This is a genomic window from Hydrogenophaga sp. (assembly GCF_030373245.1).
Lineage (GTDB): Bacteria > Pseudomonadota > Gammaproteobacteria > Burkholderiales > Burkholderiaceae_C > Hydrogenophaga.
In genome coordinates, this window is sequence record NZ_JAUCZF010000005.1 from 142,560 (window position 1) to 156,760 (window position 14,201).

The window sequence follows — 14,201 nt, forward strand, 5'->3', positions numbered from 1 at the left end:
TCCGTGCCTTTAGAATGCAGAGTCGTCTCCCTCAAGACCGGCATTCGCTTCACCACCCGCACGTCAGCTTTGTTACGCTGACGTATAGAGTCACGTGAGGACGAACAAGCAGAGCACAACCATGGCATCGACACCTCAACTATCCACTCCCGAAGACAACCCGCGCGTCAAAGCTGTGTTTGACGATATCCGAGCCACAAGAAGGACGGACTTCGTCAACAACATGTGGCGCGCTTTGGCGTTCGATCCCAGTTTATTGGAGAGCACGTGGTCCGAGGTCAAGCGCCTGATGGCCTCGGAGACCGCTCTCGACCCATTGACGAAAGAAATGATCTACATCGCAGTGTCGGTGGCCAATGGCTGCGGTTACTGCGTTCACTCCCACACAGCGGCTGCACGTGCAAAGGGAATGAACGATGCGCAACACGCTGAGCTCCTATCGATCATATCGCTGGCAGCAAAAACCAATCACTTGGCAACCGGTATGCAGGTCACCCTAGACCCCGTCTTCGATCTCAGCACCAAGAAGTGAGTACCCCTAAGGGTGAGGCTCTCTGGCCGCTTGCAGGCGCACTCATCCCCTTATCTCCTGCAACAAGGTTCGCCGCACCATCCATAGGTTGGAGAGTGCAAACAGCATGTGCAGTAGCGCCGTGTTCTTGGCCAGTCCTCAGAAGCGAACCTTCACATCTCCGAACTGGCGCTTGATCACCCGGAACGGGTGTTCGACCTTGCCGCGGATACGCGCCTTGACCTGCTCCAGTCGCTCCGGAATCGCGCCCATCGGCGTGCTCTTGTCAAGCACTCGGCTCTTGCACGGCCGCATGGCCCCTGCCAGTTGACTTCTATGTCCTGGGTATCTTCCCGCTTGCTCACGCTCTGGTAGCCCACGTCGGCAAAGGAATCGATTTCTTCTCCACGAACCAGCGTATATGTCTGCGCCATGTCGTTGACATTCGCCGCCGTGCCCAGGATCGCGCCGTTTTCGGGCATGCCCTGCTGAAGCGGCTCTCGGTCGATTTGGCGAGACGTTTTGGCCAAGGGTTTTCCGAGCGCGATCTCGAACAGATGCGCCTTTTCTATATGGCATGGCCGCCGAAGGAAATATCGCAGACACCGTCTGCGATATTGGAAGCCTCCCAGGTTGAACAGGCGACTGGTGAGTCGACATCCGCACCGATCTCCGAATCTCTGCATCGGAAATCAGGGGCGCTACACGCCTTGACCCAGGTCTTCCCGCAGCCTTGGTCGGCCTATGTGCGCCTGCTATCCGTCAGGGCGCCACCGGCCCACAGTTTTTACGAAACCGAGGCACTGAGCGACGGCTGAAGCTTGAGCCAGCATCGACAGCACGCCAGCACGACCGATGTACGGATCATCGACTTCGTCGATACAGGGCACCCTGCGTTGCTGCGCATGGGGGACAGGCGCTATCGTGGATACCGGGCGATGGGGTATCGAATAGGCACAGAATCCAGCAGCGACCTGGGAGAACTACCCCTCGATGAGACAATTGTGTGAGGCGTTCTGGTGAGCTTTCCACCGGCAAGATGGGGGGCGGGGCCATGCCTGGGGCCACGTCGATGAACTGAAAATGGCGATCTTGCGCCGTTGCTGGCACTCCCGTCGATTGGGAAGTGATGATCGAACATGTGATTTTCAACCCCGCTGCCGCCCACGCGCCGGGAGCGGGAAACGTGAAAAAACCGCCAGGAAGTTGGCTTCCTTGGCGGTTTTCTTTTGTGAGAGCGAGCCACAATGGCCCATGAATTGCATTTGCTCCATCCGGGTCGCCCGGACCACCTGCGCGGTTTCGGAGCTAGGCGGAAGTCCATTCTCGGGCGCGGACCCGAGCGGACCGCTAGAATCATTTTCATGGCGTCTCAGATCCCCAAAAAGCCCAACCAGCCGGTGGCTCCCCCCAGCATCGGCAGCGACGACTCGGTCGTGCTCGAACGGCGCACCCAGCGCGTCAAGCCACCGCAGATGTTCCAGGTGGTCCTGCTCAATGACGATTTCACGCCGATGGAGTTCGTCGTTCATGTGATCCAGGAATATTTCAGCAAGGACCGCGAAACAGCGACCCAGATCATGCTCAAGATCCACCTGGAAGGCAAAGGCATCTGCGGTGTCTACAGCCGCGATGTGGCCACCACCAAGGTGGACCAGGTCACCCAGGCGGCTCGCCAGGCCGGTCACCCGTTGCAGTGCTTGAGTGAACCAGTTGAATAAAAGAAAAATTGCCCCACTTGTTGGACTCTTTCCCATAACCTAGACCCCGTGGCCCAGCGTCAGCTCTCACACCCAGCCCAAAGGAAGTGTCCATGATTGCCCAGGAACTTGAAGTCAGCTTGCATATGGCCTTTGTCGAGGCCCGGCAACAGCGACACGAATTCATCACCGTCGAGCACCTGTTGCTCGCGCTGCTTGACAACCCCAGCGCCGCCGAGGTGCTGCGCGCCTGCTCGGCCAACGTCGACGACTTGCGCAAGTCGCTCACCAATTTCATCAAGGACAACACGCCTCAGGTGGCGGGGTCCGACGAGGTGGATACGCAGCCCACACTGGGTTTCCAGCGCGTGATCCAGCGCGCCATCATGCACGTGCAGTCCACGGGCAATGGCAAGAAGGAAGTCACCGGTGCCAACGTGCTGGTCGCCATTTTTGGTGAAAAGGACTCTCACGCTGTGTACTACCTGCACCAGCAGGGCGTGACGCGGCTGGACGTGGTGAATTTCATTGCTCATGGCATCCGCAAAAGCGATCCGCCCGAGGCCTCCAAGCCCGAGAGCGCGGCCGAAAATGAGGAGCAAGGTGCTGAGGGCAAGTCCAACGAAAAGGCTTCGCCGCTGGAGCAGTTCACCCAGAACCTCAATCAGATGGCCAAGGACGGCAAGATCGATCCGCTGATCGGCCGCGAGTACGAGGTTGAGCGGGTGATCCAGATCCTGTGCCGCCGCCGCAAAAACAACCCGCTGCTGGTGGGCGAGGCCGGTGTCGGCAAGACGGCCATCGCCGAAGGCCTGGCCTGGCGCATCACCCAGGGCGATGTGCCCGAAATTCTGGCCGACTCCAACGTGTATTCGCTGGACATGGGCGCGTTGCTGGCGGGCACCAAGTACCGCGGCGACTTTGAACAACGCCTCAAAGGTGTGCTCAAGTCGCTCAAGGACAAACCCAACGCGGTGTTGTTTATTGACGAGATCCACACCCTGATCGGTGCGGGCGCGGCTTCGGGTGGCACCCTCGATGCTTCCAACCTCCTTAAGCCTGCGCTCTCCAGCGGCCAGCTCAAGTGCATTGGCGCCACCACCTTCACCGAATACCGCGGCATCTTTGAAAAGGACGCTGCGCTGAGCCGCCGCTTCCAGAAGGTCGATGTGGTCGAGCCCACCGTGCAGGAAACGGTGGACATCCTCAAAGGCCTGAAATCGCGCTTTGAAGAGCACCATGGCGTGAAGTACGCCGTGGCGGCACTGCAGGCCGCGGCGGAGCTGAGCGCCAAGTACATCAACGACCGTCACTTGCCCGACAAGGCCATCGACGTGATCGACGAGGCGGGCGCCGCCCAGCGCATCCTGCCGGTGTCCAAGCGCAAGAAGACCATCAGCAAAACCGAGGTTGAGGAAATCGTGGCCAAGATCGCGCGCATTCCGCCGGCCAATGTGTCCAACGACGACCGCGGCAAGCTGCAGACGCTTGAGCGCGATCTCAAGAGCGTTGTGTTCGGACAAGACAAGGCCCTTGAGGTGCTGGCTGCCAGCGTCAAGATGGCGCGCTCCGGTCTCGGCCGGGCCGACAAGCCTATCGGCGCTTTCCTGTTCAGCGGCCCGACGGGCGTGGGCAAGACCGAGGCCGCCAAGCAGCTGGCCTACATCATGGGCATCGACCTGATCCGCTTCGACATGTCGGAATACATGGAGCGCCACGCAGTCAGCCGTCTCATCGGTGCGCCTCCGGGCTATGTGGGCTTTGACCAGGGTGGTTTGCTGACCGAAGCGGTCACCAAGAAGCCGCACTGCGTGCTGCTGCTCGACGAAATCGAGAAGGCGCACCCGGACATCTTCAACGTGCTGCTGCAGGTCATGGACCACGGCACGCTGACCGACAACAACGGACGCAAGGCCGACTTCCGCAACGTCATCGTCATCATGACGACGAACGCTGGCGCCGAGACTATGAACAAGGCGACGATCGGCTTCACCAACCCGCGCGAGTCGGGCGACGAGATGGCCGACATCAAGCGCCTGTTCACACCCGAGTTCCGCAACCGGCTGGACGCCATGGTCAGCTTCAAGGCGCTGGACGAGAACATCATCCTGCGCGTGGTCGACAAGTTCCTGCTGCAGCTCGAAGGTCAGCTGGCCGAGAAGAAGGTCGAGGTCACCTTCACCGACGCGCTGCGCAAGCACCTGGCCAAGAAGGGCTTCGACCCGCTCATGGGCGCGCGCCCGATGCAGCGCCTGATTCAGGACACGATCCGCCGCGCGCTGGCCGACGAGTTGCTGTTCGGCAAGCTTACCGATGGTGGGCGCCTCACGGTGGATATGGAGATCAACAAGGACGACAAGGGCGTGGAGATCTCCGAGGTCAAGCTCGACATCCAACCCCTGCCCAAGAAGGAAGGCCGTTCCAAACCGACCGAGGAACCGGCGGCGGCGGCGGACTGATCGACCCTGTTCCTAAAAAGGCCCGCTGTGCGGGCATTTTTTTCGCATGGGCTGACCGTCGCTGACGCTGCTCTTCACTTCAGCCAGCTGCTGTCAGGGCTCTGCCATGTAAGCACTGCGGATCGTTTCCATGCGGGCGCGGTTGGCGCCAAAGTCTTCTCGCCCCAGCCGGCTCGCGCTGCGAATCTCGATCACGCTGCGCGCAGGGTCGACCCAGAACTCCAGATCGTCCACAAACTTCAGCCACCGGGTCTGGGCCTCGACGCGCAAGTAGTCTGGGCGCTGCTCCACAAGCGTTACACCCGGCAACGTGTTGAGCACACGGGTGAGGGTCGAAATGGAAGCCAGCGCTCCGCCGGCCTTCAGCGGCAGCGGCTCGATTTGCGCATACACCCGCTGCGGATGGTCAGGGTAGCGCGACGCCTGACTGCTTACGCTGTTGCGGGTCAGTGAGGGAGCTTTGAGGCGGCCATCGGTGACGCCCAGGTCTTCTGGCGTCTGACCTTTCAAAATGCCGTACTGGCCCGCCCCCAGCAACATCAGGGGAAGACCGACGATGAGCAGCAGCGCAATCTTGTACAGCATGGTCAAGGTCCTATTCAGCGCTTGCCGCCCAGCAAGCCACCCAGGATGCCGCGCACCAGCTGGCGTCCCAGTCCACTGGCCACGCTGCGCGCCGCCGTCTTGGCCATGGTCTGGACGAGGCCGTCGTACTGGCCGCCGCGCGGCCCGGTGCGGCCAAACAGGGCTTCGTTGATCATGCCGCCCATGCCGCCTGTGTCCTTGGCGGTATCTGTCGAGCTGGCGCCCGGGACGCGGGGTGTCTTGGGCACGTCGGCCGCTGCAGGCGCTTCGGCGGTTCGCGCTTCGACGTGGGCTCGCAGGATCTCGTGGGCGCTTTCGCGGTCCACGGTTTTTTCGTACACGCCGGCGACCAGCGAGCCTTGCAGCAAGGCCTGACGCTGCTGAGGGGTGATGGGGCCGAGCTGGCTGCCTGGTGGCAGGACAAACACACGCTCGGTTTCGGTGGGCCGACCTTTGGGATCCAGGAAGCTGACCAGCGCTTCGCCCACCGCCAGCTCGGTGATGGCCGCTTCGATATCCAGCCCGGCCTTGGGCCGCATGGTCTCGGCGGTGGCCTTCACCGCTTTCTGGTCGCGCGGGGTGAAGGCGCGCAGGGCGTGCTGCACCCGGTTGCCCAGCTGTCCCAGCACGCTGTCGGGAATGTCCAGGGGGTTCTGCGTCACGAAATAAACGCCCACGCCCTTCGATCGCACCAGCCGCACCACGAGTTCAATGCGCTCGATCAGTACCTTGGGGGCGTCGTTGAACAGCAGGTGGGCTTCGTCGAAGAAGAACACCAGCTTGGGCTTCTCGGGGTCGCCGATCTCGGGCAACTGTTCGAACAGCTCGGAGAGCATCCACAGCAAAAAGGTCGCGTAGAGCCGGGGTGCGTTCATCAGCCGGTCGGCCGCCAGGATGTTGATCACACCCTTGCCGCTCACGGTCTGCATGAAGTCCTGGATGTCGAGCATGGGCTCGCCGAAGAACTGGTCTCCTCCCTGTTGCTCGATCTGCATGAGGCCGCGCTGAATGGCCCCCACGCTGGCCGCGCTGATGTTGCCGTACTCGGTGGTGAACTGCTTGGCGTTGTCGCCCACGTGCTGCAGCATGGCGCGCAGGTCTTTCATGTCCAGCAGCAGCAGGCCGTTGTCGTCGGCGATCTTGAACACCAGGTTGAGAACGCCAGCCTGCGTGTCGTTCAGATCAAGCATGCGGGCCAGCAGCAACGGCCCCATGTCGCTCACGGTGGCGCGCACCGGGTGACCCTGCTGGCCGAACACGTCCCACAGCGTGGTGGGGCAGGCCTGCGGCGGGGGCAGGGCGATGCCGCGGTCCTTCAGGATGCCGCTGATTTTTTCGCCGAAGCTGCCGGTCTGGCTGATGCCGGTGAGGTCGCCCTTGACGTCTGCCATGAACACTGGCACGCCGATGTTGGAGAACTGTTCGGCCAGCGTTTGCAAGGTGACCGTCTTGCCGGTGCCGGTGGCGCCAGTCACCAGCCCGTGGCGGTTGGCCAGACCAGGCATGAGATGGCACTGGGTGGTCTTGTTCTGAGCGATGAGCAGCGGTTCGGCCATGGCGGGCATCCTTCGGGTGCGGGGTGGGGGTGAACGTAAAATTGACCCGATTACACCAAACTCTGGTCAGAACAAAGGATGCACGCGTGGCTGGACACAGCAAATGGGCCAATATTCAACACCGCAAGGGCCGGCAGGACGAAAAACGCGGAAAGATCTGGACGCGAGTGATCCGTGAAATCACGGTGGCAGCGCGCGCTGGTGGCGGCGACCCCACCATGAACCCGCGCCTGCGGCTGGCGATCGAGAAAGCCAAGGCGGCCAACATGCCAGCCGACCGCATCAAGTACAACGTCGACAAGGCTTCTGGCAACCTGGAGGGCCAGGCGCTGGAGGAGATTCGCTACGAGGGCTACGGCATTGGCGGCGCGGCCATCATCGTGGACACCATGACCGACAACAAGGTGCGCACCGTGGCCGAAGTGCGCCACGCCTTCAGCAAACACGGCGGGAACCTGGGTACGGACGGCTCGGTATCGTTCCAGTTCAAGCATTGCGGCCAGCTCATTTTTGCGCCTGGTACCTCGGAGGATCGGGTGATGGAGCTTGCGCTGGAGGCGGGTGCCGAGGACGTGATCACCGGTGACGACGGAGCCATCGAGGTGCTGACCAGCGCGCCAGACTTCGAGAAAGTCAAGGAAGCCCTGGAAGCAGGTGGCTTGAAACCGGAGCTGGCCGAGGTCACGATGCGGCCCGAGAACACCGTCGAACTCGCGGGCGAGGACGCCGAGCGCATGCAAAAGCTGCTCGACGCGCTGGAAGACCTGGACGATGTGCAGGAAGTCTTCCACAACGCTGAACTGTGACCCACCCCGCGGCGCGTTGCGCGCGTCACCGCCTCAAGGGGTGCTGCTGGCGGCCCGGCAAAGCCGGTTCCGCGGCGGCCTTGGCGCAGTCTTGCACCCCGAGGATGTTGTTTGTTGAGATTTGGAGTTTGTTTTGAAAGTTCTGGTGATTGGCGGCGGTGGCCGTGAGCATGCGCTGGCTTGGAAGCTCAAGCAGTCCGAGGGCGTTAGCCAGGTGTTTGTGGCGCCGGGCAATGCCGGTACAGCGCGCGACCCAGATCTGGTCAATCTGCCGATGACCGACAAGATGGCCTTGCGCGAATGGGCACATGCCAACGGCGTTGGCTTGACGGTGGTGGGGCCTGAGGCGCCGCTTGCTGCTGGCGTGGTGGATGAATTCCGAGCCCATGGTCTGGCCATCTTCGGCCCCACCCAGGCTGCAGCGCAACTGGAGAGCTCCAAGGCCTTCTCCAAGGCCTTCATGCAGCGTCACAGCATTCCCACCGCGGCCTACCAGGCCTTCACCGATCCGGCGCAGGCCCACGCCTATGTGAATGCGCAGGGGGCGCCCATCGTGGTCAAGGCCGACGGACTGGCAGCTGGCAAAGGCGTGGTCGTGGCGATGACACTCGCAGAGGCACACGATGCGATCGACTTCATGCTGGTGGACAACAAACTGGGCGTGACGCACAACGCAGGCGGCGCGCGCGTGGTGATCGAGGAGTTCCTCGAGGGCGAAGAGGCCAGCTTCATCGTGCTGTGTGATGGCGTGAACGCCTTGCCGCTGGCCACCAGCCAGGACCATAAGCGCCTGCAGGACGCCGACCAGGGCCCCAACACGGGCGGCATGGGCGCCTACTCGCCAGCCCCGGTGGTAACGCCTGCCGTGCACCAGCGTGCCATGGACGAGGTGATCTTGCCCACGCTGCGTGGCATGTCGGCCGACGGCAACCCGTTCACCGGCTTCCTCTACGCCGGCCTGATGATCACGCCCGAGGGGCGCGTGAAGACGCTGGAATTCAACGCCCGCATGGGCGACCCGGAGACGCAACCCATCCTGATGCGCCTGCAAAGCAACCTGGCGCAGGTGCTGCTGGCGGCCACGCGCACCGAACTGGATCGGGTGCAACTGCAATGGGATACGCGCGTGGCGCTGGGTGTGGTGATGGCTGCGGCGGGCTACCCGCTGGAGCCGCGCAAGGGCGACGTGATCACCGGCCTGCCGCCCGACGCCGCCGACACCATGGTGTTCCATGCGGGTACCGCGCAGGACGCCCAAGGGCAAGTGGTCGTCTCGGGGGGGCGGGTTCTGTGCGTGACGGCGCTGGCCGGTACCGTGGCCGATGCCCGGACACAAGCCTATGCCGCTCTGGATGGCATCCGTTTCGATGGCGCGCAGTTCCGGCGCGACATCGGCTATCGTGCGCTCTGACGCTGCCAGCTCGATCCACCGCCCCGGCACAACCTCTTTTCGATTGACCATGAGCGCTTCTACTCTGCATGTTCGCCAATACCTAACCGGTCTTCAGGACCGCATCACCTCGACCGTCTCAGTGGTCGACGGTGGTGAGTTCGTGGTCGATCGCTGGAAAAAGCCGGCCGGCGAGATGTTGCAGGGCAGCGGCATCACCCAGATCCTGGAGGGCGGGACGGTGTTCGAGCGGGCGGGTGTCGGCTTTTCGCACGTGACTGGTCCTCGCCTGCCGCCGTCTGCCACACAGCACCGACCCGAACTCTCCGGCGCACCGTTCGAGGCCATGGGGGTCTCATTGGTTTTCCACCCACGCAATCCGCATGTGCCGACGGTGCACATGAACGTGCGCATGATCGCAGCAAAGCCAGTCAACAGCCCGGCGGTTTGCTGGTTCGGCGGAGGCATGGACCTCACGCCTTACTACGGGCAAGAGGAAGACGCGGTGCATTTCCACCGCACCTGCAAGTCGGCGCTGGATCCGTTTGGAGTCGACAAATACCCGCGCTTCAAGCGCTGGTGCGACGAGTATTTTTACCTCAAGCACCGCGACGAACAGCGCGGCATCGGTGGCGTTTTTTACGACGACTTTGCCGAGTTCGGCTTTGACGGCAACTTTGCCATGATGCGCTCGGTGGGCGATGCGTTCCTGGATGCCTACCTGCCCATCGTCGACCGGCGTCAGCACATGCCCTATGGCGAGCGCGAGCGAAATTTCCAGCTCTACCGGCGAGGCCGCTATGTCGAGTTCAACCTGGTGTGGGACAGGGGTACCCACTTTGGCCTGCAGTCGGGTGGGCGCAGCGAGTCCATCCTGCTGTCCATGCCGCCGCTGGTGAGCTGGTCGTATCAGCGACGCAGCCAGAGCGGCACGCCCGAAGACCGCCTCTACAAAGAGTTTCTGGTGCGCAAGGACTGGCTCGAATGAGCGATTTGCCTGCGGGCTCGGCTGTCCAGCGCGTGGGCATGTTTGGCGGCGCTTTTGACCCGCCGCATTGGGCTCACCGGTCGCTGGCCGAGGTGGCCTTGACCCAACTGCGTCTGGACGTGCTGCACATCATGCCCACCGGCCAGGCATGGCACAAGGCGAGGGTGCTGTCGCCTGCCGAACACCGCGTTGAAATGTGCCGCCTGGCCTTTGGCGATCTGCCCCGCACCCTGATCGACACCCGCGAGATGCATCGCGCCGGTCCGAGCTACACAGCCGATACCCTGGGCGAGCTCGCTGCCGAGTACCCAGGTGCCAAGTTGTACCTGGTCCTCGGCGCCGACCAGCTGCTGGCCTTCGAAAGCTGGGTGCGCTGGCAAGACGTGTTGCAACAGGCTACGCTGGCCGTGGCCAACCGCGCCACCCACATCGGTGCCGATGCGCCGCTGGAACAGATGCAGGAAATGGACTTGTCGGGCGTTCGCCTGCCGTTTGAACGGCTGTCCATGCCGCTCAAGAACATCAGCGCTACCGCGGTGCGAGCCCGCATCGGGCAGCCTGCGAGCCGCCACGGACCGCTGGACGTTCTGGTGCCCGAGACCGTCGCAAGCTATATTGATCAACATCACCTCTACCAAGACCCTACATGAGCAGCGAAACCACCGCCAAGAAAGACGTCCAGAAACTCCAGCGGGCCATCATCGATGGCCTTGAGGACGTCAAGGGACAAGACATCGTGGTGTTCGACACCGAATCCCTTTCGCCGCTTTTCGAACGCGTCATCATCGCCAGCGGCACCTCGAACCGACAGACCAAGGCGCTGGCCGCCAGTGTTCGCGATGCGGTGCGCGAGGCGGGCTTCGACAAGCCCCGCATTGAGGGCGAAGACAACGGGGAATGGATCATCGTGGACTGTGGCGCCGCCGTGGCGCACGTGATGCAGCCCGTGATCCGCCAGTACTACCGCCTGGAAGAGATCTGGGGTGGCAAACCGGTGCGCATGAAACACGGGGCACCCAAGCCCGTGCAGCCGACCGCCAAACCGGTGGCGAAAAAGAAGGCCGCTGCCAAGAAAGGCAGCCCGGCGCCCGCGGCACCTGTGTCCGCCAAAACGGTGGTGCGCCAGCAGGCCAAGGCCACCGCCGTGGCAGCCCAGAAGGCGCCCGCCAGGAAAGCGGCCCCGGTCAAGCCGGTAGCAGGCAAGTCGGCGGTGCGCAAGACACCCGCCAAAACAGCAGCCAAGACAGCGAGCAAGCCACCGGTCAAGACGTCGGCCAAACCGGCCGTGAAGACGGTCGTGATCAAGGCCAAGGCGGCGAAACCCGGTGCCAAGGCCAGCGCGAAGCCAGTCACCAGGAAGACCGGGGCAACCAAGGCGCCCGCCCGCAAGAAGGCATGAGGCTGCTGATCGTCGCGGTCGGGCAGCGGATGCCCGACTGGGCTCAGAGTGCCTACGACGACTACGCCAAGCGATTTCCGCCCGAATTTCGGGTCGAGATCAAGACCGTCAGGACCGAAACCCGCGGCTCCAAAACGCTGGAGACCTTGCTGTGTGCCGAGCGTGATCGCATTCAGGCGGCGTTGCCCCGCGGGTGCCGCGTGGTCGTGCTTGACGAGCGCGGCACACCACTCACCACGCTGGCGCTGGCCGAGCAATTGCGAGGCTGGCAGCTGGACGCGATCGATGTGGCGCTGGTGATCGGCGGCCCCGATGGGCTGGAGCCTGGATTTCGAGCAGCCGCGCACCAGCGCATCCGCTTGTCCGACCTGACCCTGCCGCACGCACTGGCCCGTGTGTTGCTGGTCGAGCAGCTCTACCGCGCCTGGTCGATCAATGCAGGTCATCCTTATCACCGGGAGTGAAGCGATGGATTTGTCCACCGGGATCACTGCAGTGGATTTCGATTCATGACGCCCAGCCCCATGGTGTACCTCGCGTCCCAAAGTCCGCGGCGCTTGCAGTTGCTGGAGCAGTGGGGCGTTCGCTGCGAGCTGCTGCTGCCAGACGCTGACGAAGACGTGGAATCGCTTGAAGACGTCTCACCCGGCGAGGCGCCGGCGACCTATGTACAGCGGGTCACCGCGCTCAAGCTGCAGGCAGCGCAGTTGCGCCTGCGGCGCCGCGGACTGGCACCAGCACCCGTGTTGTGTGCCGACACCACGGTAGCGCTGGGTCGGCGCATCCTGGGCAAGCCGAAGGACGCGGCCGACGCGCGCGCCATGTTGACCGAGCTGTCGGGCCGTGAACACCGCGTACTGACCGCGGTGGCGGTAGGCAAGCTGGTGGGGCGGCGCACCCGCAGCTGGATGGCGCTGTCGGTGTCGCGGGTCAGATTCGACCCGCTGAGCGCTGCGCAGATTCGGCGCTACGTGGCCAGCGGAGAACCCATGGGCAAGGCAGGTGCCTACGCCATCCAAGGCCAGGCGGCGCTCTGGGCACCTCGCATGGTTGGCAGCTACTCGGGCATCATGGGCCTGCCTGCGAGCGAGACGGCGCAGGTGCTGGCCGCCGCCGGCCTGCCCCTGTTTTGAGCCTACGCCCCCACCACCACACGATGCGAGACGCCACACAATGAGCCAGGAAATTCTGATCAATTGGGCACCGCAGGAAACGCGGGTAGCGGTGGTGGAGCAGGGCGCGGTGCAGGAAGTGCACCTGGAGCGCACGCTGGAGCGGGGACTGGTGGGCAATGTCTACCTGGGCAAGGTGTCCAGGGTGCTGCCCGGGATGCAGTCGGCCTTCATCGACATCGGGTTGGACCGCGCAGCGTTCCTGCACGTGGCCGATCTCATGCCCAGTATCAACGCCAAGCACGCCGCGCCGCGTGTGCGCGAGACCGTACCAGCCCAGCCGGTGGTCGACACCTTGCCTACCCAGGGCGGCAACCCTCGTGTCTTGCCACCGGACCCGGTGTTACCCATAGAGCGGCAGATTTTTGAGGGTCAGGCACTGATGGTGCAGGTGCTGAAAGACCCGATTGGAAGCAAAGGTGCGCGCCTCACTGCCCAGATCAGTATCGCTGGGCGGCTGCTGGTGTTTCTGCCGCAAGACAACCACATCGGCGTGTCACAGAAGATCCCGCCCGCCCAGCGCGAGGCGCTGCGCCAACGCGTGGCCGCGTTGGCTGTACCTCCAGGTGGCGGCGCTCCGGGTGGCTTCATCCTGCGCACCAATGCCGAAGACGCAAGCGACGACGAGCTGTCGGATGACATCGCCTACCTGCGCAAGACCTGGCAACGCATCAAGGAAGCGGCCACCCGCCACCCGCCACCGACCATGCTGCATGAAGATCTGAACCTCATGCAGCGTGTACTGCGCGATCTGGTGGGCAGCGAGACGCAGAGCATCCGCATCGACTCGCGCGAACAACATGGGCTGATGCGAAGCTTCGCAGCTGAATTCATGCCAGACACGGTGGAGAAGATCCAGCACTACACGGGAGAGCGCCCCATCTTTGATCTGTTCAACGTCGACGAAGACATCGTGCGGGCGCTCAGCCGGCGCGTCGATCTGAAATCCGGTGGCTACCTGGTGATCGACCAGACCGAGGCGCTGACCACGGTCGACGTGAACACAGGTGGCTTTGTCGGTGCACGCAACTTCGACGATACCGTTTTCCGCACCAATCTCGAAGCGGCGCAGGCGATCGCCCGCCAGCTGCGACTGCGCAATCTGGGTGGAATCGTCATCGTGGATTTCATCGACATGGTGCGCGAGGACCATTGCGAGGCGGTGCTGTCCGAGTTCCGCAAACAGCTTGCGCGCGACCGCGTCAAGACCATGACGGGCGGCTTTTCCCAACTCGGGCTGGTGGAGATGACGCGCAAGCGCACCCGCGAATCGCTCGCCCAGCTGCTCAGCGAACCGTGTGCTGCATGCAACGGCCGGGGCTTGGTGAAGACCGCGCGCAGCCTGTGCTACGACATCTTGCGCGAGATCCTGCGCGAAGCGCGCGCCTTCAACCCGCGAGAGTTCCGTGTGATCGCCTCACCACAGGTGGTCGAGCTGTTTTTGGATGAAGAAAGCCAGCACCTGGCTGGCTTGTCGGATTTTGTTGGCAAGCCGATCTCGCTCCAGGCGGACAGCGCCATGACGCAGGAACAGTACGACATCGTGCTGCTGTGACTTTCCCCTAAGCCGCTGCATATCTTCCCCGTCAGGCAGAGCACGCCAGTGGCCCGGCTAAGCCGCTTCCACGGAGTGTG

General features: G+C 63.1%; 14 protein-coding genes and 1 pseudogene. 12 read left to right on the forward strand and 3 right to left on the reverse strand.

Annotation, left to right across the window (positions count from 1 at the left end; genetic code table 11):
* Window positions 1-121 precede the first annotated feature (121 nt).
* A complete protein-coding gene (locus QUV25_RS12890) occupies window positions 122-532 on the forward strand; it encodes a carboxymuconolactone decarboxylase family protein (protein ID WP_300864505.1) in 411 nt (136 codons plus the stop codon).
* A 42-nt stretch (window positions 533-574) separates the two neighbouring features.
* Here the strand turns inward: QUV25_RS12890 and QUV25_RS12895 are convergent.
* Window positions 575-975: pseudogene (locus QUV25_RS12895) on the reverse strand (transposase); the annotation flags it as partial.
* A gap of 45 nt (window positions 976-1,020) precedes the next feature.
* Between QUV25_RS12895 and QUV25_RS18265 the strand changes: the two are divergent.
* From QUV25_RS18265 to clpA, 3 genes are all read left to right on the forward strand, one after another.
* Window positions 1,021-1,329: a hypothetical protein gene (locus tag QUV25_RS18265; RefSeq protein ID WP_366945669.1), complete on the forward strand. Its 309-nt coding sequence runs from the start codon at window positions 1,021-1,023 to the stop codon at window positions 1,327-1,329.
* 546 nt (window positions 1,330-1,875) lie between these two features.
* Entirely contained in the window at window positions 1,876-2,232 is a 357-nt protein-coding gene (clpS, locus tag QUV25_RS12905) for an ATP-dependent Clp protease adapter ClpS (RefSeq protein ID WP_300864508.1), read from the forward strand.
* Window positions 2,233-2,324: 92 nt separating this feature from the next.
* Window positions 2,325-4,670 (forward strand): ATP-dependent Clp protease ATP-binding subunit ClpA, encoded by a 2,346-nt coding sequence (gene clpA, locus QUV25_RS12910; RefSeq protein ID WP_300864509.1) that lies wholly within the window; start codon window positions 2,325-2,327, stop codon window positions 4,668-4,670.
* Between the two features lie 93 nt (window positions 4,671-4,763).
* On the opposite strand, the gene QUV25_RS12915 is transcribed toward clpA, so the two are convergent.
* A complete protein-coding gene (locus QUV25_RS12915) occupies window positions 4,764-5,255 on the reverse strand; it encodes a DUF1499 domain-containing protein (protein WP_300864512.1) in 492 nt (163 codons plus the stop codon).
* A 14-nt stretch (window positions 5,256-5,269) separates the two neighbouring features.
* Window positions 5,270-6,811, reverse strand: a complete 1,542-nt coding sequence (locus tag QUV25_RS12920; protein ID WP_300864515.1) for a helicase HerA-like C-terminal domain-containing protein — start codon at window positions 6,809-6,811, stop codon at window positions 5,270-5,272.
* A gap of 86 nt (window positions 6,812-6,897) precedes the next feature.
* Here QUV25_RS12920 and QUV25_RS12925 point away from each other — a divergent pair, with 86 nt between their 5' ends.
* The 8 genes from QUV25_RS12925 (at window position 6,898) to QUV25_RS12960 (ending at window position 14,121) form a co-directional block, all read left to right on the forward strand.
* Window positions 6,898-7,617 carry a YebC/PmpR family DNA-binding transcriptional regulator gene (locus QUV25_RS12925; RefSeq protein ID WP_300864517.1) on the forward strand — a complete coding sequence of 240 codons (720 nt, stop codon included), beginning with the start codon at window positions 6,898-6,900 and terminating at the stop codon, window positions 7,615-7,617.
* A 133-nt stretch (window positions 7,618-7,750) separates the two neighbouring features.
* Window positions 7,751-9,028: a phosphoribosylamine--glycine ligase gene (gene purD, locus QUV25_RS12930; RefSeq protein ID WP_300864519.1), complete on the forward strand. Its 1,278-nt coding sequence runs from the start codon at window positions 7,751-7,753 to the stop codon at window positions 9,026-9,028.
* Window positions 9,029-9,077: 49 nt separating this feature from the next.
* Window positions 9,078-9,995: an oxygen-dependent coproporphyrinogen oxidase gene (hemF, locus tag QUV25_RS12935; protein WP_300864520.1), complete on the forward strand. Its 918-nt coding sequence runs from the start codon at window positions 9,078-9,080 to the stop codon at window positions 9,993-9,995.
* Window positions 9,992-10,645 carry a nicotinate (nicotinamide) nucleotide adenylyltransferase gene (gene nadD, locus QUV25_RS12940; protein ID WP_300864522.1) on the forward strand — a complete coding sequence of 218 codons (654 nt, stop codon included), beginning with the start codon at window positions 9,992-9,994 and terminating at the stop codon, window positions 10,643-10,645. The genes hemF and nadD overlap by 4 nt, the downstream gene beginning before the upstream one ends.
* On the forward strand, window positions 10,642-11,394 hold the full coding sequence (gene rsfS / locus QUV25_RS12945; protein WP_300864524.1) for a ribosome silencing factor: 753 nt from the start codon (window positions 10,642-10,644) through the stop codon (window positions 11,392-11,394). Before nadD ends, rsfS begins: the two co-directional genes overlap by 4 nt.
* On the forward strand, window positions 11,391-11,858 hold the full coding sequence (rlmH, locus tag QUV25_RS12950) for a 23S rRNA (pseudouridine(1915)-N(3))-methyltransferase RlmH (protein ID WP_300864527.1): 468 nt from the start codon (window positions 11,391-11,393) through the stop codon (window positions 11,856-11,858). The genes rsfS and rlmH overlap by 4 nt, the downstream gene beginning before the upstream one ends.
* Window positions 11,859-11,903: 45 nt before the next feature.
* Complete coding sequence (locus QUV25_RS12955) at window positions 11,904-12,527, forward strand: nucleoside triphosphate pyrophosphatase (RefSeq protein WP_300864529.1); 624 nt, start codon at window positions 11,904-11,906, stop codon at window positions 12,525-12,527.
* Window positions 12,528-12,567: 40 nt separating this feature from the next.
* Window positions 12,568-14,121 carry an Rne/Rng family ribonuclease gene (locus QUV25_RS12960; RefSeq protein WP_300864531.1) on the forward strand — a complete coding sequence of 518 codons (1,554 nt, stop codon included), beginning with the start codon at window positions 12,568-12,570 and terminating at the stop codon, window positions 14,119-14,121.
* Window positions 14,122-14,201: the final 80 nt, after the last annotated feature.